The 20,884-nt window shown below is 56.4% G+C and carries 19 protein-coding genes and 1 pseudogene; 12 read left to right on the top strand and 8 right to left on the bottom strand.

Features of this window, described 5'->3' with window-relative positions; translation table 11 throughout:
* Positions 1-46 precede the first annotated feature (46 nt).
* Genes BMW97_RS14465 through BMW97_RS14450 form a run of 4 tightly spaced genes read left to right on the top strand, consistent with a single transcriptional unit; the run spans position 47 to position 3,798 of the window.
* Positions 47-964: a glycine betaine ABC transporter substrate-binding protein OsmF gene (locus BMW97_RS14465; RefSeq protein ID WP_021241490.1), complete on the top strand. Its 918-nt coding sequence runs from the start codon at positions 47-49 to the stop codon at positions 962-964.
* 12 nt (positions 965-976) lie between these two features.
* Positions 977-2,134, top strand: a complete 1,158-nt coding sequence (locus BMW97_RS14460; protein WP_045908663.1) for an ABC transporter permease — start codon at positions 977-979, stop codon at positions 2,132-2,134.
* Positions 2,127-3,077, top strand: coding sequence for an ABC transporter ATP-binding protein (locus tag BMW97_RS14455; RefSeq protein WP_045908662.1), 951 nt, complete (start codon positions 2,127-2,129; stop codon positions 3,075-3,077). The genes BMW97_RS14460 and BMW97_RS14455 overlap by 8 nt, the downstream gene beginning before the upstream one ends.
* Positions 3,061-3,798, top strand: coding sequence for an ABC transporter permease (locus tag BMW97_RS14450; RefSeq protein ID WP_045908661.1), 738 nt, complete (start codon positions 3,061-3,063; stop codon positions 3,796-3,798). The genes BMW97_RS14455 and BMW97_RS14450 overlap by 17 nt, the downstream gene beginning before the upstream one ends.
* Here the strand turns inward: BMW97_RS14450 and BMW97_RS14445 are convergent.
* Positions 3,773-3,886, bottom strand: coding sequence for a protein YohO (locus tag BMW97_RS14445; RefSeq protein ID WP_008500895.1), 114 nt, complete (start codon positions 3,884-3,886; stop codon positions 3,773-3,775). The two genes, BMW97_RS14450 and BMW97_RS14445, sit on opposite strands and share 26 nt — an antisense overlap.
* A 69-nt stretch (positions 3,887-3,955) precedes the next feature.
* On the bottom strand, positions 3,956-4,696 hold the full coding sequence (gene mlrA, locus BMW97_RS14440; protein ID WP_045908660.1) for an HTH-type transcriptional regulator MlrA: 741 nt from the start codon (positions 4,694-4,696) through the stop codon (positions 3,956-3,958).
* A 217-nt stretch (positions 4,697-4,913) separates the two neighbouring features.
* Between mlrA and BMW97_RS14435 the strand changes: the two genes are divergently transcribed.
* From BMW97_RS14435 to BMW97_RS14425, 3 genes are read left to right on the top strand one after another with little or no spacing between them, the layout of a single operon-like run.
* Positions 4,914-6,599 (top strand): sensor histidine kinase, encoded by a 1,686-nt coding sequence (locus BMW97_RS14435; protein ID WP_024908145.1) that lies wholly within the window; start codon positions 4,914-4,916, stop codon positions 6,597-6,599.
* The gene (gene btsR, locus BMW97_RS14430; RefSeq protein WP_045908659.1) at positions 6,593-7,312 is read left to right on the top strand and encodes a two-component system response regulator BtsR; all 720 of its coding nucleotides are present in this window, start codon (positions 6,593-6,595) and stop codon (positions 7,310-7,312) included. Before BMW97_RS14435 ends, btsR begins: the two co-directional genes overlap by 7 nt.
* A gap of 46 nt (positions 7,313-7,358) precedes the next feature.
* A complete protein-coding gene (locus BMW97_RS14425) occupies positions 7,359-7,829 on the top strand; it encodes a YehS family protein (RefSeq protein WP_045908658.1) in 471 nt (156 codons plus the stop codon).
* 105 nt (positions 7,830-7,934) lie between these two features.
* On the opposite strand, the gene metG is transcribed toward BMW97_RS14425, so the two are convergent.
* Positions 7,935-9,968, bottom strand: a complete 2,034-nt coding sequence (gene metG / locus BMW97_RS14420; protein ID WP_045908657.1) for a methionine--tRNA ligase — start codon at positions 9,966-9,968, stop codon at positions 7,935-7,937.
* Between the two features lie 137 nt (positions 9,969-10,105).
* On the opposite strand from metG, the gene apbC reads away from it, so the two are divergent.
* Positions 10,106-11,215, top strand: coding sequence for an iron-sulfur cluster carrier protein ApbC (gene apbC / locus BMW97_RS14415; RefSeq protein WP_045908656.1), 1,110 nt, complete (start codon positions 10,106-10,108; stop codon positions 11,213-11,215).
* Between the two features lie 95 nt (positions 11,216-11,310).
* Here apbC and BMW97_RS14410 read toward each other — a convergent pair whose 3' ends face one another.
* Positions 11,311-11,790, bottom strand: coding sequence for a GNAT family N-acetyltransferase (locus tag BMW97_RS14410; RefSeq protein WP_045908655.1), 480 nt, complete (start codon positions 11,788-11,790; stop codon positions 11,311-11,313).
* On the bottom strand, positions 11,741-12,073 hold the full coding sequence (locus BMW97_RS14405; RefSeq protein ID WP_008500887.1) for an RcnB family protein: 333 nt from the start codon (positions 12,071-12,073) through the stop codon (positions 11,741-11,743). Before BMW97_RS14405 ends, BMW97_RS14410 begins: the two co-directional genes overlap by 50 nt.
* 488 nt (positions 12,074-12,561) lie before the next feature.
* Between BMW97_RS14405 and BMW97_RS14400 the strand changes: the two genes are divergently transcribed.
* The 4 genes and pseudogenes from BMW97_RS14400 (at position 12,562) to BMW97_RS14390 (ending at position 16,601) form a co-directional block, all read left to right on the top strand.
* Complete coding sequence (locus tag BMW97_RS14400) at positions 12,562-13,701, top strand: polysaccharide export protein (protein WP_045908654.1); 1,140 nt, start codon at positions 12,562-12,564, stop codon at positions 13,699-13,701.
* Positions 13,701-13,814, top strand: coding sequence for an arsenate reductase/protein-tyrosine-phosphatase family protein (locus BMW97_RS24435; protein ID WP_205246186.1), 114 nt, complete (start codon positions 13,701-13,703; stop codon positions 13,812-13,814). The genes BMW97_RS14400 and BMW97_RS24435 overlap by 1 nt, the downstream gene beginning before the upstream one ends.
* 22 nt (positions 13,815-13,836) lie before the next feature.
* Positions 13,837-16,017, top strand: a complete 2,181-nt coding sequence (locus BMW97_RS14395; protein ID WP_045908653.1) for a polysaccharide biosynthesis tyrosine autokinase — start codon at positions 13,837-13,839, stop codon at positions 16,015-16,017.
* Between the two features lie 75 nt (positions 16,018-16,092).
* A pseudogene (locus BMW97_RS14390) lies at positions 16,093-16,601 on the top strand (protein disulfide oxidoreductase).
* A gap of 36 nt (positions 16,602-16,637) precedes the next feature.
* On the opposite strand, the gene BMW97_RS14385 reads toward BMW97_RS14390, so the two are convergent.
* The 3 genes from BMW97_RS14385 to BMW97_RS14375 form a co-directional block, all read right to left on the bottom strand.
* Positions 16,638-18,104 carry a pyridoxal phosphate-dependent decarboxylase family protein gene (locus BMW97_RS14385; protein ID WP_090392956.1) on the bottom strand — a complete coding sequence of 489 codons (1,467 nt, stop codon included), beginning with the start codon at positions 18,102-18,104 and terminating at the stop codon, positions 16,638-16,640.
* 18 nt (positions 18,105-18,122) lie between these two features.
* On the bottom strand, positions 18,123-19,499 hold the full coding sequence (locus tag BMW97_RS14380) for a diaminobutyrate--2-oxoglutarate transaminase (protein WP_014884533.1): 1,377 nt from the start codon (positions 19,497-19,499) through the stop codon (positions 18,123-18,125).
* 333 nt (positions 19,500-19,832) lie between these two features.
* Positions 19,833-20,840, bottom strand: coding sequence for a LacI family DNA-binding transcriptional regulator (locus BMW97_RS14375; RefSeq protein WP_045908651.1), 1,008 nt, complete (start codon positions 20,838-20,840; stop codon positions 19,833-19,835).
* Between the last annotated feature and the right edge of the window lie 44 nt (positions 20,841-20,884).

Genomic DNA, 20,884 nt, shown 5'->3' with positions numbered 1-20,884 from the left:
TCTCTCAAGCCTCTGAAAAAGGCAGCAAAAAAATGAGGATAGCGGAATGACGATTGCAAAGGGGATGTTGGGATCTGCGGTGTTACTGGCGGCGCTGAGCCTGCCGTTACAGGCGGCGGAGCCGGTAAAGGTGGGCTCAAAGATCGATACCGAAGGCGCGCTGCTCGGCAATATTATTTTGCAGGTGCTGGAAAGTCACGGCGTGAAAACGGTCAATAAAGTCCAGCTCGGCACCACGCCCGTTGTGCGCGGCGCAATTACCTCCGGCGAGCTGGATATCTACCCGGAATACACCGGCAACGGCGCATTCTTCTTCAAAGATGAAAACGATCCGGCATGGAAAAACGCCAAAGCCGGATATGAGAAAGTTAAAAAACTCGACGCGGAACAGAACAAACTGGTCTGGCTGACCCCGGCGCCGGCCAACAATACCTGGACTATCGCCGTGCGCAAGGACGTGGCGGAGAAAGGGAAGCTGACCACCCTGGCGGATCTCAGCCGCTACCTGAAAGAGAAGGGCGACTTTAAGCTGGCGGCGTCCGCGGAGTTTATCGAGCGTCCTGATGCGCTCCCGGCGTTCGAAAAAGCCTACGACTTCAAGCTCGACCAGGCTCAGCTGCTCTCGCTGGCGGGCGGGGATACCGCGGTGACCATCAAAGCGGCGGCACAGCAAACCTCTGGCGTTAACGCGGCAATGGCCTACGGCACCGACGGCCCGGTGGCGGCGCTTGGCCTGCAAACCCTGACCGATCCAAAAGGCGTACAGCCGATTTACGCGCCGACCCCGGTGGTGCGCGAGGCGGTGCTAAAAGCGTACCCGGACATTGCAGAATGGCTCAAACCGGTTTTCGAAAAGCTGGATGAAAAAACGCTGCAGCAGCTGAATGCCAGCATTGCCGTCGAGGGACTGGATGCCAAAAAAGTGGCCGCCGACTTCCTGAAGCAACAAGGGCTTGTGAAGTAACGGGAAAAGGCTGTGCCAATAAAATGTCATAACCGCGTCCTGCTGCTGCTGGCCTGTGTGGCCATCGCAGCGGTCGCGTTACCGTTTGTCAACGTTGCCCCAAACCGCCTGATGTCGGGGGAGGGCAAAGCGCTCTGGCAGGTCTGGTCGTTTACGCCGGGGTGGCTTGTGGCATCGCTGGGCGCGTGGGTGATCCTGTCGCTCTGGCAGGGACGCCCGGCGCAGTGGCTGACGCTGTTCCTCTCTGAAGGGTTGTTTATCCTCCTGTTCTGGAGCGCCGGGCTGACGGCGACGCATATGGCCTCGGCGGAAAGTCCGCTGGCGAGAACCACTATCGGCAGCGGCCTGTGGCTGTGGCTGGCGCTCTGCCTGCTGGCCTGCAGCGATGCCATTCGTCGACTCATCGCCAGTGCCGTCTGGCGCTGGGTGCTCAATGCGCAGATATGGTGTATTCCTTTACTCCTGCTGTTCAGCGGGGAACTGAACAACCTCTCGCTGTTAAAAGAGTACGCCAACCGTCAGGAGGTGTTTGATGATGCCCTCGCGCAGCACCTGACGATCCTCTTCGGTACGCTCGTTCCGGCGCTCCTGATTGGGATCCCTCTTGGCATGTGGTGCTATCGCCATCCTTCACGCCAGGGCGGGATTTTTGCCGTGCTCAACGTTATCCAGACCATTCCTTCCGTTGCGCTGTTTGGCCTGCTGATTGCGCCACTGGCCGGGCTGGTGAAGTCATTCCCGGTGCTCGGAACGCTCGGTGTTGCCGGGACGGGGCTAACGCCCGCCCTTATCGCACTGGTGCTGTATGCCCTGCTGCCGCTGGTGCGCGGCGTGGTCGCAGGTTTAGGCCAGGTCGCACCTGACGTGCTGGAAAGCGCCCATGCGATGGGAATGAGCGCGCGGCAGTGTTTCTGGAAAATTCAGCTCCCGCTGGCGCTGCCCCTGCTGCTGCGTAGCCTGCGGGTGGTGGCGGTCCAGACCGTTGGCATGGCGGTGATTGCGGCGCTGATTGGCGCGGGTGGTTTTGGCGCACTGGTGTTCCAGGGGCTGCTGAGCAGTGCTCTGGATCTGGTGTTATTGGGCGTGGTGCCCACGATTGCGCTGGCGGTGGTCGTCGACGCACTGTTTGCCTTATGGCTCGCGCTACTCGGGAGAAGAGCCAATGATTGAATTTCATGATGTCAGTAAAACCTTTGCCGGTCGCCCGGCGGCGAGCCACCTGAACCTGAACTTTGCCGAGGGAGCGTTTTCCGTGCTGATAGGCACCTCGGGGTCGGGCAAGTCCACCACGCTGAAGATGATCAACCGGCTGGTTGAGCATGACAGCGGGCTGATTCGCTTTGCCGGGGAAGAGATCCGCAGCCTGCCGGTGCTGGAGCTGCGCCGTCGGATGGGCTATGCCATTCAGTCTATCGGCCTGTTTCCGCACTGGACGGTGGCGCAGAACATCGCCACCGTGCTGCAGCTGGAAAAATGGTCGCGGGCGAAAATCGCCGATCGTGTTGATGAGCTGATGTCTCTGCTGGGGCTCGAGCCCGCGCTGCGCGATCGCTATCCGCACCAGCTTTCCGGCGGGCAGCAGCAGCGCGTGGGCGTGGCGCGCGCGCTGGCGGCCAACCCGCAGGTGTTGCTGATGGACGAACCCTTTGGCGCGCTGGATCCGGTTACGCGCGGGGCGCTGCAGGCGGAGATGACCCGCATTCACCGCATTCTCGGACGCACGATCGTACTTGTGACGCACGATATTGATGAAGCCCTGCGCCTGGCTGACCATCTGGTGCTGATGGATCATGGCGAAGTGGTGCAGCAGGGCTCGCCGCTAGAGCTATTAACCTGGCCGAAGAACGACTTTGTGCGCGAGTTTTTTGGCCGCAGCGAACTGGGCGTCAGGCTGCTCTCCCTGCGAACGGTCAGCGACTATATGCGTCGGGATGCGGTGCCGGTGAGCGGCGAACCGCTGCAGGCGCAGATGAGCCTGCGGGATGCGCTCTCCGCGTTTGTCGCACGCCAGTGCGAGGTATTGCCCGTTGCGGATGCCCGGGGCGCGCCGTGCGGAACCTTACACTTTCGCGATCTGCTGGCTGGGGAGGTGACGCGTGAAGGCACTGCGTGATCCGCTCCTCTGGCTGGTAGCGCTCTTTGTCGCTTTACTGTTTCTGATGCCCCACAGCGCGGCACTGTTTAACAGCCTCTTTCCCGGACTGCCTCGGCCGGTGTATCAGCAGGAGAGCTTCATTAATCTCGCCCTGGCGCATCTCTGGCTGGTGGCGCTCTCAAGCGCCATCGCGGTTGTGCTGGGCGTGGGGGCGGGCATCGCGGTCACGCGGCCGGCGGGCCGGGAGTTTCGTCCGCTGGTGGAGACGATTGCGGCCATCGGACAGACGTTTCCGCCCGTGGCGGTGCTGGCGATAGCGGTTCCGGTGATGGGCTTTGGCCAACAGCCTGCCATCATTGCGCTGATATTATACGGCGTACTGCCGGTTCTGCAGGGCACGCTGGCGGGCATCGCGGCGGTACCTGCGTCCGTGCTGAGCGTGGCGGAAGGGATGGGGATGAGTCGCGGCCAGCGGCTGCGTAAGGTTGAACTGCCGCTTGCGGCACCGGTTATCATTGCCGGGATCCGCACGTCGGTCATCATTAACATCGGGACGGCGACCATTGCGTCGACGGTCGGTGCTAATACGCTGGGAACGCCGATCATTATCGGCTTAAGCGGGTTTAATACGGCTTATATTGTGCAGGGAGCGGTGCTGGTCGCGCTGGCGGCAATCGTCGTCGATCGCGCTTTTGAGCGGCTGGCGCTGTACCTCAGCCGACACCGCCGCGAACAATAAACGAGTACCCTGCCAGCATTACGCCGCCGATACCGCTTACGGCCATCAGGACAAAAAGGGTAATAATGGCCAGTTTGGTTGCCTTCATCATGTGCTCCTGTTGTTAACGGAACAATTATACGGTGAAGCGCAGCTGTTAATGAACCATTAAATGCCGTTATGGCTCATCCGGGCCAAGGGAATAAACCGGGTAACCATTCTCACGCCATTCCGTCAGCAGCTGTTGCTGCGTGGCGGACGGCACTTCCCCACACCAGACCAGCAGGGTCTGGCCGTCGAAAAACTCAGGTCTGAGCTGCGCCAGCGAGTGCGCCAGGACATCCACGCGCCAGCCCTTCTGGGTGGCAATCCACGCTTCCAGCCACAGGCGGGTGGTATCGTGCACGTTCCAGCCCACCACCAGTGCATCTTTGCCGGCTTTGTTCTTCGCCGAGGCAAGGCAGACGGCAATGTAGTTGATCAGCACCCCGTCGAGCATGCTGAGCAGCGCCTGCAGGGTAGACTGTTGGCACTGCAGGCGTCGACGAAGCGGAATGAAAAGATGGGAGATCAGCGTCTGTGCCGGGTAATCGCGGCCCTGCTCTTTTATCCATGCGCGCAGGCGCTGCAGGTTGCCCGCCTGCAGGAGCCGCAGCAGGGTTTCCTGTTGTTCGCGCCAGAGATGCAGCGTATCCGGGTCGTCGTGGCTCAGAAGGGACTTCACTTTGCCGACCTGCACACCGTTGTCGATCCAGCTCTTAATCTCGCGGATGCGGTCGATATCGGCCTCATTGAAAAGACGATGACCACCGTCCGTTCTCTGCGGTTTGAGTAATCCATACCGTCGCTGCCACGCCCGTAGGGTAACGGGATTGATATCACAAAGGAGTGCCACTTCACCTATCGTGTAAAGCGCCATATTCGCCCCCTGGCTTACGCGTCCCCAGCTTAACTGTAGACCCACTTTTCCGAACCAGGAAGGATTGATTGATTTTTGAACAAACAATGCGAAGCATGCGCGATATTCAGAAAAAGGTGTGATAACGGACACGATTTTGCGCTTTTATGGGATGCTTCAAAGAAAGTTAAGCCACATCCGTGTATGTTACGCGTTTTTAGCGTGTGCGGTTTTGAGTATGTACGAGTTTAATCTGGTGCTGCTGTTGCTTCAGCAGATGTGCGTGTTTCTTGTCATTGCCTGGCTGATGAGTAAAACGCGCCTGTTTATTCCGCTGATGCAGGTCACCGTACGTCTGCCGCATAAGCTGCTCTGCTACGTCACCTTCTCTATTTTCTGCATCATGGGGACTTATTTTGGTCTCCATATCGAAGACTCTATTGCCAATACGCGCGCGATTGGCGCGGTGATGGGCGGGCTACTGGGCGGTCCCGTCGTCGGTGGCCTTGTCGGTTTAACCGGGGGGCTGCATCGCTATTCCATGGGCGGGATGACGGCCCTGAGCTGTATGATCTCCACGATTGTGGAAGGTCTGCTTGGCGGCCTGGTTCACAGCTACATGATTAAACGCGGCCGCCCGGATAAAGTCTTCAGCCCGCTCACCGCCGGAGCCATCACCTTTGTGGCCGAAATGGCGCAGATGGCGATCATTCTGCTGATTGCCCGTCCGTTTGAGGATGCGTTGCACCTGGTCAGCAGCATTGCCGCTCCGATGATGGTGACCAACACCGTGGGCGCGGCGCTGTTTATGCGCATTCTGCTCGACAAGCGCGCCATGTTTGAGAAGTACACCTCGGCCTTTTCCGCCACGGCGCTGAAGGTTGCCGCCTCGACCGAAGGGATCCTGCGCCAGGGCTTTAACGAAGAGAACAGCATGAAGGTGGCGCAGGTGCTCTACAAGGAGCTGGATATCGGCGCGGTAGCCATCACCGACCGCGAGCGGCTGCTGGCCTTTACCGGCACCGGGGACGATCACCATCTGCCGGGCAAACCGATCTCTTCAGCCTATACGCTGCGTGCCATTGAAACCGGCGAGGTGGTGTATGCCGACGGTAACGAAGTGCCTTACCGCTGTTCGCTGCATCCGCAGTGCAAGCTGGGCTCCACGCTGGTGATTCCGCTGCGCGGCGAGAATCAGCGGGTGATGGGCACCATCAAGCTGTATGAGGCGAAAAACCGTCTGTTCAGCTCGATCAACCGCACGCTGGGGGAGGGGATCGCCCAGCTGCTGTCCGCGCAAATCCTCGCCGGACAGTATGAGCGGCAGAAAGCCCTGCTGACGCAGTCTGAGATTAAACTGCTGCATGCCCAGGTCAATCCGCATTTCCTGTTCAACGCCCTCAATACGCTTAAAGCGGTGATCCGCCGCGACAGCGATCAGGCCGCCCAACTGGTGCAGTTTCTGTCGACCTTTTTCCGTAAAAATCTGAAACGTCCGTCTGAGATCGTCACCCTCGCCGATGAGATTGAGCACGTGAATGCCTATCTGCAGATTGAACAGGCGCGTTTCCAGTCTCGTTTGCAGGTGTCGCTCTCCGTACCGGATGAGCTGGCGTATCAGCACCTTCCGGCCTTTACCCTGCAGCCGATTGTGGAAAACGCCATTAAGCACGGTACGTCACAGCTGCTGGGAACGGGGGAGATAACCATTGCCGCCAGCCGTTTCAACCATCACCTGGTGCTGGATATTGAAGATAATGCCGGGCTTTATCAGCCTTCCGCCTCCGGCGGTTTAGGGATGAGCCTGGTGGATAAACGCCTGCGTGCCCATTTTGGCGATGACTGTGGCATTACCGTCGCCTGCGAGCCCGACCGATTTACCCGTATTACCGTACGACTGCCGCTGGAGGAAAACGCATGTTAAGAGTGCTGATTGTGGATGACGAGCCGCTGGCACGGGAAAACCTGCGCGTTCTGCTGCAGGAGCAGCCGGATATTGAGATTGTGGGAGAGTGCGCGAACGCCATTGAGGCCATCGGCGCGGTGCACAAACTGCGCCCGGACGTGCTGTTCCTCGATATTCAGATGCCCCGCATCAGCGGGCTGGAGATGGTCGGCATGCTCGATCCGGAACATCGTCCCTACATCGTATTTCTGACGGCGTTTGATGAATATGCCGTTAAGGCTTTTGAGGAGCACGCGTTTGACTATCTGCTCAAGCCGATTGAAGAGAAGCGCCTTGAAAAAACGCTCACCCGTTTACGCCAGGAGCGCACGGCCCAGGACGTCACGCTGCTGCCGGAAAACCAGCAGCCGCTGAAGTTTATCCCCTGTACCGGACACAGCCGGATTTATCTTCTGCAGATGGATGATGTGGCCTTTGTCAGCAGCCGTCTGAGCGGGGTGTTTGTCACCAGCGCGGAAGGGAACGAAGGGTTTACCGAGCTGACCCTGCGCACGCTGGAGAGCCGCACGCCGCTGATTCGCTGTCACCGTCAGTACCTGGTGAATATGGCGCATCTGAAGGAGATCCGCCTGGAAGATAACGGCCAGGCCGAGCTGGTGCTGCGTGCCGGACAAACGGTACCCGTCAGCCGTCGCTACCTGAAGAGTTTGAAAGAGGCGATTGGGCTGTAAAGCTGGTACACTGCGCGCCATTGCATCATCGACATTCGAAGGCTCTATGCTAAGTAACGATATTCTCCGTAGCCTGCGCTACACCCTGAAAGCGAACAATAACGACATGGTGCGCATTCTTGCGCTGTCCGATATGGAATCCACGTCTGCGAGTTTTGACACGTGGATGACCAAAGAAGACGAAGAGGGCTTTGTCCGCTGCCCTGACATCATTCTGTCGGGTTTCCTGAACGGCCTGATTTACGATAAGCGTGGCAAAGATCCGGCCGCACCAGAGCTGGCGCTGGAGCGTCGGGTGAACAACAACACGGTGCTGAAAAAGCTGCGTATCGCGTTCTCGCTGAAAACGGACGATATCGTGGCGATCATGATCGAGCAAAAATTCCGCGTATCCGTGCCGGAAGTGACCGCTATGATGCGCGCACCGGATCATAAAAACTACCGCGAGTGCGGCGACCAGTTTCTGCGTAATTTCCTGCGTGGGCTGACCCACCGGGTGCATCACCCGAAGGCGTGATTTGCCCAGCGGCGCTGCGCTTGCAGGGCCTACGGGTTTTGTAGGCCGGGTAAGGCGAAGCCGCCACCCGGCAAAAAAAAGCCGGATAAGAATCCGGCTTTTTTGTTATTTCACCTGCTGACCCGGCTTCGCGCCTTCGTCAGGGCTTAACAGGAAGATATCTTTCCCGCCAGGGCCTGCAGCCATCACCATCCCCTCAGAGATGCCGAAGCGCATTTTACGCGGCGCCAGGTTCGCCACCATCACGGTCTGACGGCCGATCAGCACCTGCGGGTCCGGGTAGGCTGAACGGATGCCGGAGAAGACGTTGCGCTTCTCGCCGCCCAGATCCAGCGTCAGGCGCAGCAGCTTGTCAGAGCCTTCCACGAACTCTGCGTTTTCGATCAGCGCCACGCGCAGGTCGACTTTGGCAAAATCATCGAAGGTAATGGTTTCCTGAATCGGGTCGTCTGCCAGCGGGCCGGTGACCGGTGCCGCTGCTGCCTTCACCTCTTCTTTAGAGGCTTCCACCAGGGCTTCAACCTGCTTCATCTCGATGCGGTTGTACAGCGCTTTGAAGGTGTTGACCTTGTGGCCGAGCAGCGGCTGCTGGATAGCATCCCAGGTCAGTTCCGTGTTCAGGAACGCTTCAGCACGGGCTGCCAGCTGTGGCAGAACCGGCTTCAGCCAGGTCATCAGCACGCGGAACATGTTCAGACCCATGGTGCAGATCGCCTGCAGGTCGGCGTCACGGCCTTCCTGTTTCGCGACCACCCACGGGGCCTGCTCGTCCACATAGCGGTTAGCAACATCGGCCAGCGCCATGATTTCGCGAATCGCTTTACCGAATTCACGGCTTTCCCAGGCTTCGCCAACCGCAGCGGCGGCATCAGTGAAGGTTTTATACAGCTCAGGATCGGCCAGTTCGGCAGAAAGCACGCCATCAAAACGCTTGGCGATGAAGCCCGCGTTACGTGACGCCAGGTTCACCACCTTGTTGACGATGTCCGCATTCACGCGCTGCACGAAATCTTCCAGGTTCAGGTCGATATCGTCGATGCGGGAAGAGAGTTTCGCGGTGTAGTAGTAGCGCAGGCTGTCCGCGTCGAAGTGGTTCAGCCAGGTGCTGGCCTTGATGAACGTCCCGCGGGACTTGGACATCTTGGCGCCGTTCACCGTCACGTAGCCGTGAACAAACAGGTTGGTTGGCTTGCGGAAGTTGCTGCCTTCCAGCATGGCCGGCCAGAACAGGCTGTGGAAGTAAACGATGTCTTTACCGATGAAGTGGTACAGCTCTGCCGTGGAATCTTTCTTCCAGTATTCGTCGAAGCTTACGGTATCGCCACGCTTGTCGCACAGGTTCTTAAAGGAGCCCATGTAGCCGATTGGCGCGTCCAGCCAGACGTAGAAGTATTTGCCCGGTGCGTTCGGGATTTCGAAGCCGAAGTACGGCGCATCGCGGGAGATATCCCACTGCTGCAGGCCGGATTCGAACCACTCCTGCATCTTGTTCGCCACCTGCTCCTGCAGCGCGCCGCTGCGGGTCCACGCCTGCAGCATTTCGCTGAAGGACGGCAGGTCGAAGAAGAAGTGCTCGGAGTCACGCATCACAGGCGTGGCGCCGGAAACCACGGATTTCGGCTCGATAAGCTCGGTCGGGCTGTAGGTTGCGCCGCACACTTCGCAGTTATCGCCATACTGATCCGGGGATTTACATTTCGGACAGGTGCCTTTGACGAAGCGGTCCGGCAGGAACATGCCTTTTTCCGGATCGTACAGCTGAGAGATGGTGCGGTTTTTAATAAAACCGTTCTCTTTCAGACGGGTGTAGATCAGCTCCGACAGCTCGCGGTTTTCGTCGCTGTGCGTGGAGTGATAGTTGTCATAGCTGATGTCAAAGCCAGCAAAATCGGTCTGATGCTCCTGACTCATTTCGGCAATCATCTGCTCCGGGGAGATCCCCAGCTGCTGCGCTTTCAGCATGATCGGCGTGCCGTGGGCATCGTCCGCACAGATGAAGTTAACCTCGTGGCCGCGCATTCGCTGGTAACGGACCCAGACATCAGCCTGGATATGCTCCAGCATGTGGCCGAGGTGGATTGAGCCGTTGGCGTACGGCAGTGCGCACGTTACCAGAATTTTCTTCGCGACTTGAGTCATAGTAGGCATTACTTCTTTTAACTGTGAAAAGGGTTTTTGATATTACCAAAAGGGGCATTATTAAGTAAGCACAAACCACGGCCTTTCAGGTAAACTTGTTCATCTAAGGTCTTATTCACAAGAACAAAGGAGTCGGGATGAGTTCTCAATCCCAGGCCAAATCACCGGAAGCCTTACGAGCAATGGTCGCCGGGACGCTGGCTAACTTTCAGCATCCAACCCTGAAGCATAATCTTACTACGCTGAAAGCGTTACACCACGTTGCCTGGCTGGATGATACGCTGCACATTGAGCTGCAGATGCCGTTCGTCTGGACCAGCGCCTTTGACGCGCTGAAAGAGCAGACCAGCTCTGAGCTGCTACGCATGACCGGCGCGAAGGCGATCGACTGGAAGCTGAGCCACAGCATTGCCACGCTGAAACGCGTGAAAAACCAGCCTGGCGTGAACGGCGTGAAAAACATCATTGCCGTGAGCTCGGGCAAAGGCGGGGTGGGAAAATCCTCTACCGCCGTAAACCTGGCGTTGGCGCTGGCAGCGGAAGGGGCAAAGGTCGGTATTCTGGATGCCGACATCTACGGTCCGTCTATTCCAAATATGCTGGGCGCGGAAAACCAGCGTCCAACCTCACCGGACGGCACCCACATGGCGCCAATCATGGCGCACGGTCTGGCGACCAACTCTATCGGTTACCTGGTGACTGACGATAACGCCATGGTCTGGCGCGGCCCGATGGCCAGCAAAGCGCTGCTGCAGATGCTGCAGGAGACGATGTGGCCGGATCTGGATTATCTGGTTCTGGACATGCCGCCGGGCACCGGTGATATACAGCTCACGCTGGCGCAAAACATTCCGGTGACGGGAGCCGTTGTGGTGACCACGCCGCAGGATATCGCGCTGATCGACGCCAAAAAAGGCATCGTGATGTTCGAGAAGGTGGAAGTGCCGGTGCTCGGTATCGTGGAGAACATGAGCATGCACATCTGCAGTAACTGCGGTCACCACGAACCTATCTTCGGTACGGGTGGCGCAGAAAAACTGGCCGCGAAGTATCACACCCAACTGCTGGGACAGATGCCGCTGCACATTACCCTGCGCGAAGATCTGGATAGCGGCAAGCCGACGGTGGTCAGCCGTCCGGACAGCGAATTTGCAGAGATGTATCGTCAGCTGGCGGGTCGCGTTGCGGCGCAGCTTTACTGGCAGGGCGAAGTGATCCCGGGCGAAATCGCGTTCCGCGCGGTGTAACGCCTTCGCGTTGAATTGCCGGGTGGCGCTTCGCTTACCCGGCCTACAAGTGGCACTATCACGTAGGTCGGGTAAGGCGAAGCCGCCACCCGACTTTAACCCAACCGATAGTGCATCAAATAATACTCTCCCTCCGGAGAATCACCCGTCGCCTCAATGTGCCAGCCGTGCCGCTGGTAAAACGCGACAGCCCGCGCATTCTTCACCAGACACTTAAGCGAACCCGTACTGGTAAACGTCTTCTGCACCTGTTCCAGGAGCATTTTCCCGACGCCGTGGCTTTGATACTGCGGGTCAACAAAGAGGTTGTGCAGAAAATTATCGTTCGTCCAGACGGAAGCAAAACCCAGTCGATGGCCGTTCTGCGTGGCAACCCAAATCACTTCGTCACGGGTGGCCGCGTCAAAGTCTTCAAGCTGCCAGTCTGAACTGTCCAGCCATGGCCAGGCTTCACGCCGGGCGTGGAGGAAGAGCGTGCGCAGGAAAGGGCGATCGCTTTCCTGCCAGGGGCGGATCAGGATGGTATTAGCGGTGATAGAAAATATCTCCATTATAGGCTTTGTAGATTTTGCCATCCGCATCGCCAATCAGCACGTAATTCTCGCCCATGTAGGTCCAGTGGGTTCCGGCATCCGGCGCCGGCAGGTTACGCAACTGGTACTGTTTGATGGTGTACTCCGGCGTTTGATACTGCGCCGGCGCCGTGTCGCCAATCTTGAATTTCGTGAAGTCAGCGATGAACTCTTGTTCTTCATAGGCCTTGATGCCGGAGGGTGCAGCGGCCGTTTGCGGGGCAGAGAATGCAGATCCCGCCAGAGACAGTAATACACCCAGAAGCAGCAGTTTACGCTTAGCCATTTTTTCTCCAGTGATATCGTTACAGATACTTTTCGTCTGCGGGTCATGCAAAGCGAAGCAGACAGTCCATTTTAAGTATCAACGCAGGGTATGTTTGAAAAAAAATGTAACAAAAGTGGACGGTTTTGTGTAGCCCAATTGCATGATGTTTATCAGTGTCGGGAATATTGCCAGCGTCTTATATTTTTAATATTTATCATTTCATTTATTAATTCTGAAAATAACTTTTCATATCAAAGTTAGAAAGCGATGCGAATGCTTTCCGCCTGAAGAGCATTTAATATCGCCTTCGAGTGCAGCGTGCTTACCTCCATTTTTTTAACAAGATCAGGCAAAGGCTCTGCTTTTTAGAAAGCGGGTGGAGTGCGTTTTATAATGCCAGCAATTTCACTCCGGGAAAGAGTAATCAATTAAATTTCATGATGTTAGCTTAAGCCTTTTTACAGTCTTGATGATAAACGCAACGTTGAAAAGAAATATTTATATTAATGAAAAGTACAACTGCATTTTCGCTCTTATTTCTGAGTATGAGTCAGTTAACGGGGTGTATGTTTTCACCAGGCCTGGACTTAACTGTGTCCGGGAAGAACGTTATTTCGCCGGAAGAGGCAAATTATCAGCTCGAAAAGCGCGTGGAAATATTTCCCCTGACGCCGGAACTGATTGAAAAACTGCGTCCGCCCGTGTCGAAATCTCAGGCAAATCCTAATCTGGATGCGCAGATCAAACGCTGGGAATACCGTATTGGTACGGGTGACATCCTGACGGTCACCGTCTGGGATCACCCTGAATTAACGACGCCGGCAGGACAATATCGTAGCGCGAGCGATGCCGGCAACTGGGTTAACGCCGACGGCACGCTCTTTTATCCCTATGTCGGTAAACTGCGGGTAGCAGGAAAAACGGTTTCACAGGTACGCGACGAGATTACGGCTCGACTGGATAACGTTATTGAGAGCCCGCAGGTGGACGTCAGCGTTGCCGCCTTCCGTTCACAAAAAGCCTACGTCACCGGTGAGGTTGAAAAATCAGGGCAACAACCGATAACCAATATTCCGCTGACGGTAATGGACGCGGTTAACGCTGCGGGTGGACTCTCGGCGGATGCCGACTGGCGGAACGTCGTGCTCACACATAATGGACAGGACGCGCACCTTTCCCTCTATGCCCTGATGCAGCATGGCGATTTGACCCAAAATAAGCTGCTTTATCCTGGCGATATCCTGTTTGTGCCCCGGAACGACGCGCTGAAGGTGTTCGTGATGGGGGAAGTGATTAAACAGAGCACGCTTAAGATGGATCGTAGCGGCATGACGCTGGCCGAGGCCCTGGGGAATGCCGGGGGGCTTAACCAAAATATGGCCGATGCAACCGGCATTTTTGTTATTCGGCAGGTATCGAAAAAAGGCGACACCGACAAAATCGCCAATATCTATCAGCTGAATGCGGAAGATGCGTCAGCCATGGTGCTGGGTACGGAATTCCAGCTTGAGCCGTATGACATTGTCTATGTCACCACGGCACCGCTATCACGCTGGAATCGCGTGATCTCCCAGCTGGTACCCACCATCAGCGGCGTACATGACCTGACCGAAACCGTTCGTAACATCAGAGCGTGGCCGCAGTAATGTTCCCTTCAATCTTAGTGGTCTGCACCGGCAATATGTGCCGCTCACCGATTGGTGAGCGGCCATTTTCGGGCAATCAGGAAAAGCCCGTCAGGAATGGGCCTGCCGTTTAAGTTAACAAGGAATGAAGCCGTAATGTCGTCTTCTCAATCAGACAAATATCGTGCTGCGACGCCGCAGAATAACGAAATGGATCTTATTCAGCTGCTTGCTGAGATGTTCGATCACCGGGTAACGATCGCGTGTGTGACACTTCTGTTTACGGTGTGTGCGGGGATCTACGCATTCAGCGCCACGCCAGTTTATCAGGCTGATGCCCTGGTGCAGGTCGAAGCGAAGCAGGGCAACGCGCTGCTCAAGAACCTGACGTCGTTCAGGCCCGATCTTTCACCCGATGTCGCCCCAGAACTTTTACTCCTCAAGTCACGGATGATCCTTGGTGAGACCGTTGATCAATTAGGGCTGACCTACGAGGTTAGCCAGCGCATGTTCCCCGTTATCGGGGCGCTTTGGCAGCACGTGCAGGGCCGCAAACCGGCGGAAATCAAGATTGGCTCGCTGAATATTCCCCTTGTGGAAGGTGAGCCACAAACGCTTTTACTCACCGTTCATGAGCAGGGGCGATATCATCTTGAGGGGAAAACGCTTGAGGCAGAGGGCGTTGTCGGGAAAGCGCTGGTTAAAGAGGGCGTATCGCTTCTGGTGACATCCCTCAGTGCGGTACCGGGAACGCAATTTACCCTCAACACCGTGACCAGGCTTGACGCGATCAACGCCCTTCAGAGCAGACTTACGATTGCCGAGTCGGCGAAACAGAGCGGTATGATCGCCTTAACGCTAACGGGCGACGATCCCGACAAGACCGCCACGATACTTAATTCGATTGCTGAACATTTTCTCAGCCAGAACATTGCGCGCCAGGAGGCTAAAGATTCCCGCAGCCTCGCGTTCTTACAGGATCAGTTACCTAAAATCAGTCTCGAACTGAATGAAGCCGAGGCACGACTGAATGCTTACCGAGAGCAGCGCGATTCGGTCGATTTATCTCTTGAGGCAAAATCGGTGCTTGATCAGGTGGTTAACGTGGAAAATCAGCTTAACGAGCTTATATTTCGCGAAGCAGAAGTCTCTCAGCTGTTCAAAAAGGATCATCCGACCTACCGTGCTTTACGGGAGAAGAAACAAACCCTTGAACGGGAGCGCGCACGCCTGAATAGCCGCGTGTCATCCATGCCTTCCACGCAGCAGGAAATATTACGTCTGAGTCGTGACGTTGAATCCGGGCGTACCGTATACATGCAGTTGCTGACGCGTCAGCAAGAGCTGAGCATCTCGCGCTCCAGCGCGATCGGGAACGTGCGGATCATTGACCCGGCCATGACGCAGCCAGCTCCGGTTGAACCGCGCAAAGCACTCATTATCGTGTTTGGTATGCTGATGGGGTTGATACTTTCTGCCGGAACGGTTTTAGTGCGTTCAGCCTTTAAGCGGGGCATTACGTCGTCAGAACAACTGGATGAGCTCGGAATGCCGCTGCTGGTGACGCTTCCGCGCTCGGCATGGTTATGGAAAAAAACGCACCTGCGCAGGAGAAACCTGTTTACTTCCCACTGGAAGCACAAGATAGCCAACGTGCCTTTTCTGCCCATCGATCGTCCGGCTGATTCGTTTGTCGAGGCGATACGCGGGCTGCGCACCAGTTTGCATTTTACCATGATGGATGCCACAAACCGGATTGTCGTGGTGTCTGGCCCCACGCAGGACTGCGGAAAGACGCTGGTCAGTTCTTCGCTGGCGTCGATTCTGGCGCAGGCCGGACAGCGGGTGCTGTTTATTGATGCGGATATGCGCAAGGGTTATGTCCACAACGTGTTCAGGCTGAATAATCAGCGGGGGTTGTCCAGCGTGCTCGACGGAACGGTCGAGTGGCAGGAGGCGGTTCAACGCTTCGAAAAAGGCGGTTTTGATGTACTGACCTGCGGACCTCAACCTGCCCATCCCGTCGATCTGCTCATGAGTGAATGCCTTCAGGGGATAATGTCGCAGATTGAAAAGCGATATGACATGGTGATTATCGACACTCCGCCTGTGCTTGCCGTCACGGATGCTTTGCTGATAGCCAGAGCCGCCGCCACCACGCTGCTGGTCGCCCGCTTTGGTAAAACCAGCGTTAAAGAGATCGAGACCAGCCTTAAGCGTATGGAACGGATGGGCGTGCAGGTGAGTGGCACGATCCTCAATGACATAGTGAAATCTGCCGCGCTCTATTACAACTCGGGGTACAGCTATTACGATTACGGCTATAGCCCGGAGTAACCCTGACGCGACACTTCTTTACAGCGTCATGGCGTATTGCCCGTTAAGATGACCTCCATTAAACATGAGGTCACAATGGATAACCGCAAAATCAATCGACTGCGCCGCTGGGCGCGGGAAGGGATAATACTCGTTCTGCTGACGCTGGCCGTGGTGTGGATCAATACCGAAAACCGACACTCCCCGCCAGTTTTAGTGCAACGCCGATGACGAGTATCGACGGCAACGTTCACGATATTGCGGCGCTCAGCCGGGATCGTCCGCTGCTGATCTACGTCTGGGCGACCTGGTGCAGCATTTGCCGCTACACGACGCCTGCGGTTAATCAACTGGCAGAAGAGGGCGGGAACGTGGTGAGTATCGCCATGCGTTCCGGTGACAACGCAAAGCTTGAGCGCTGGGTTGATAAGAAACAGCTGAAAATGCCGGTCATTAACGATGCAAACGGTGCTTTGTCGCAGCAGTGGCAGGTGAGCGTCACGCCAACGCTGGTGGTTGTGTCGAAGGGAAACGTGGTCAGTACCACAACGGGCTGGACGAGCTACTGGGGATTAAAATTAAGGATGTGGTGGGCAGGCGTATAAAAATAACCCCTCTCCCGGCGGAAGAGGGGTTTTGTATTACTTAGCCAGAACTTCCTGCGCGGTACGCTCAACCAGAGACAGCAGGATTTTAATATCTTCCAGCGTCACGGTTGGGTTCAGCAGCGTCAGCTTCAGGCAGGTCACGCCGTTATGCTCGGTCACACCGACGTTTGCACGGCCGGATTCCAGCAGTGCGTCACCAATTTTCTGGTTCAGCAGGGCGATACCTGCTTCATCCGTCTGCACCTTTCCGCGGAAGCGGAACAGCACGCTTGCCAGCTGCGGCTGCATAACCAGTTCCAGCGCAGGCTGCGATTTCACGTAGGCCGCAACCTGCTGTGCCAGGGTCACGCCGTGATCGATGATCGCCGCGTATTGCTCCTGACCCAGCGCTTCCAGGCTCATCCACAGCTTCAGCGCGTCGAAACGACGGGTGGTCTGCAGAGATTTGGAGACCAGGTTAGGCACGCCTGCTTCTTCGTCGAACTCAGAGTTCAGGTAAGCCGCCTGGTAGCGCATCAGCTCATAGTGGCGCGCTTCTTTCAGCAGGAACGCGCCGCAGCTGATGGTCTGGAAGAACTGCTTGTGGAAGTCCAGGGTCACGGAATCCACCAGCTCAATGCCGTCCAGGTAGTGACGATACTGCTCAGACATCAGCAGCGCGCCGCCCCAGGCTGCATCAACGTGTACCCAGATGTTCTGCTTCGCCGCCAGCTCTGCAATCGCACGCAGCGGGTCGATAGCACCGGCATCGGTGGTACCTGCCGTCGCGACGATGGCCAGAATCTGCTCGCCGTTCGCATTGCACTGCTCAATTTTCGCTGCCAGATCGGTCAGATCCATGCGGGAGAATTCGTCCGTTTTCACCTGCACTACGGACTGGTAGCCCAGGCCCATCAGCGCCATGTTTTTCTGCACGGAGAAGTGCGCGTTTTCGGAGCACAGTACGCGGATCTTACGCAGATCGCCTACAAGGCCGTCCTGCTGAACGGAGTGACCCTGACGCGCAAAGAACGCATCGCGCGCCAGCATCAGGCCCATCAGGTTGCTCTGGGTTCCGCCGCTGGTGAAGACACCGGCGTCGCCAGCCTGATAACCCACGCGGGTACGCAGCCACTCGATCAGTTTGATCTCAATGATGGTTGCGGACGGGCTTTGATCCCAGGAGTCCATACTCTGGTTAGTGGCGTTGATCAGCACTTCCGCCGCCTGGCTTACGACCAGGCTTGGGCAGTGCAGGTGCGCCACACACTGCGGGTGATGAACGGACAGGCTGTCTTTCAGGAAGAACTCGACGGCGCGTTCAATCGCCGCTTCGTTGCCCAGCCCTTTCGGGTTGAAATCCAGCTTAATACGGTCGCGCAGTTCCGCGACCGTTTTGCCCTGGTACATCTCAGGCTGTTTCAGCCACTGCATCACAGCCTGAGTGCTTTGTTCAATCGCCTGCTGGTAAGCTTCAATGCTCTGCGCAGAGGAGAACAAAATTGGGTTTGAATCAGACATCGTAATCAACAACTCCGGTTACGCCGGGCGAACGCCCGCAGCAAGCAGTGCCTGCTCGAATTTATCCAGGAAGATCTTCAGCTCTTCATCGCTGATCAGCAGAGAAGGCAGCAGACGCAGAACGATACCGTTACGACCACCGCGCTCCAGAATCAGACCGGCTTCGAAGCACTTCTTCTGAATCAGTGCAGACAGCTCGCCGTCGCCCGGGAAGCAGCCCATGTGGTCAGCGGCTTCGTGTGGCTTAACGATCTCAATACCGATCATCATGCCCAGACCGCGCACGTGGCCGATGACCGGATAACGTTTCGCCATCTCTTTCAGCTGGCCTTTCAGCCATTCGCCCTGTGCAGCCACTTTGCCTGCGATGTTCTGATCTTTCAGGATTTTCAGCGTCGTCAGACCGGTGGCCATCGCCAGCTGGTTGCCGCGGAAGGTACCGGTGTGATGACCTGGCGCCCACGCATCGAACTGTTTTTTGATACCGAGCACGGCCAGCGGCAGACCGCCACCGACGGCTTTAGACATCACGATGATGTCTGGCTCAATGCCAGCGTGTTCGAAGGCGAAGAATTTACCGGTACGGGCAAAGCCAGCCTGAACTTCGTCGAGGATCAGCAGAATGCCGTGTTCCTGAGTGACTTTACGGATGCGCTGCAGCCACTCAGCCGGAGCCGGGTTCACGCCGCCTTCGCCCTGAACCGCTTCCAGGATCACCGCAGCAGGCTTACGCACGCCGCTTTCAACGTCGTTGATCAGGTTATCGAAGTAGTACGTCAGCGCTTTCACGCCCGCTTCACCACCGATACCCAGCGGGCAGCGGTATTCGTGCGGGTAAGGCATGAACTGGACTTCTGGCATCATACCGTCAACCGCTTCTTTCGGAGACAGGTTGCCGGTCACGGACAGTGCGCCGTGGGTCATGCCGTGGTAACCACCAGAGAAGCTGATGATACCGCTACGGCCGGTCACTTTTTTCGCCAGCTTCAGCGCTGCTTCAACTGCGTCAGCGCCGGATGGGCCGGTGAACTGCAGGCAGTACTCTTTGCCCTGACCAGGCAGCAGAGAGAGCAGGTATTCGGAAAACGCGTCTTTCAGAGGCGTCGTCAGATCCAGAGTATGTAACGGCAAGCCGCTGGTAATGACATTTTGGATGCTTTTCAGCACATCAGGATGGTTATGGCCAAGCGCAAGGGTCCCTGCGCCTGCTAAACAGTCAAGGTATTCTTTATTATCTGCATCGGTGATCCACACGCCTTCTGCTTTAGTGATGGCTAAAGGCAGTTTGCGCGGATAACTCCTGACGTTAGATTCAAACTCGGCCTGACGGGCCAGATAGGTTTCGTTGCTTTTGTGGGCATCTACGGTGTCAATACGGACTTTATCCGTCATCATATCACTCCTACAACCGCCGCTTCGTTATGAGCCACGATTGAATAAAAAGTTAAAAAACAGATGGGGGCCTGAAAAAAACGCCGCCAATATAGAGCCTTTTGCCACGGGGCTCAATGGTTAATTTGTTTACTGTTTTGTGACACGGGGCTGTAACGAGGAAATATCCCCATTTTTAAAATGAAAATTGCATTTTATGCCAAATAAAAACAGCGCGTTACAGGCTGTTTACCTGGTGTGTAAAGTCACAGAAAAGAGTGTGACAAATCGTGCCATCGAACGGCATAAAAGGAGGGTGACGCTTCCTGTTTCTTCGTCCTGGGCAAAAAACGGCGGTTACGTTGCATGCGCAACGGAATCACGCGGTAAAAAAGGACTTTCTACGCGCGTGGTTTCCTGATGTTCTTCACCGTTAATAATATGCAGGGCGCTCAGGCGACCAATTTCATAGTGCGGCAGTTGAACCGTCGAGAGAGGCGGCAGGAACAACTCCCCAATGCCCACCATATTGTCATAGCCGATAACGGCGACATCTTCCGGTATGCGAAGCCCTTGCGCCAGTAGCGTCTGATAGACCATAAACGCGATACGATCGTTGCCGCAGATAACCGCGTCGAACCGGGGAGTGCCATTCTGCATGTGCGCCAGCAATACTGACGGAATGTCACGATAGTGCTCATCGCCGAGTGCCATATAGCTGTGCGCCAGGCCGTCCGGATCGAGCCCCGCTTCACGGCATGCACGTTCCAGCCCCTGACGACGTCGGGTTGTGGCCAGATGCCCCTCAGGCAAATGCAGGCAGAGAGGGCGTCGATAACCCTCCGCGAGTAACGCCCGCACGGCGGTATATTGCCCCTGTTCATCATCGGGAATATAGCTGGCGACCTTTTCGCCGTCACTTTCGCAGTTGGCCAGCACGCAGGGAAGGGTGAGTAATTTGGCCGGGAGAGGAACCTGACGTAACCCCATGGTGGTGTAGATAATTCCGTCAGGCCGATGAGAAAGGAGAAGGTCGACAATGGCGTCCGGGTTGTCATCGGTAAACATATTCATCACGAAGCTGTTCCAGCCGTGCATTCTGGCCGTCTCTTCAATCGACAGCGTGATCTCCACCGAGAAAGGCGTCGTCACCGTATCGAGCGCCAGTACGCCTATGGTTTTAGGCGAGGCATGCGCGCCGCGAATTTTCTTGGCGGAAAGATCGGGCACGTAGCTGGTTTGCTCGATAGCCAGCTGAACGCGCGCCAGCGTTTCCGGCTTAAGGCGCTCCGGGCTGTTCAGCGCACGGGAGACCGTCATCAGCGATACGTTAGCCAGCTTTGCGACGTCCTTCAGGGAAGCCATTTTCTTACTCCGTTAATGCTCTGTGTGAAAGGGTATACAACTAA

Origin of the sequence: Enterobacter sp. NFIX58 (genome assembly GCF_900110475.1) — a bacterium.
GTDB classification, from domain to species: Bacteria; Pseudomonadota; Gammaproteobacteria; order Enterobacterales; family Enterobacteriaceae; genus Enterobacter; species Enterobacter quasiroggenkampii.
The sequence above is the reverse complement of the archived record's forward strand: the minus strand, read 5'-3'. Positions and strand labels throughout refer to the sequence as shown.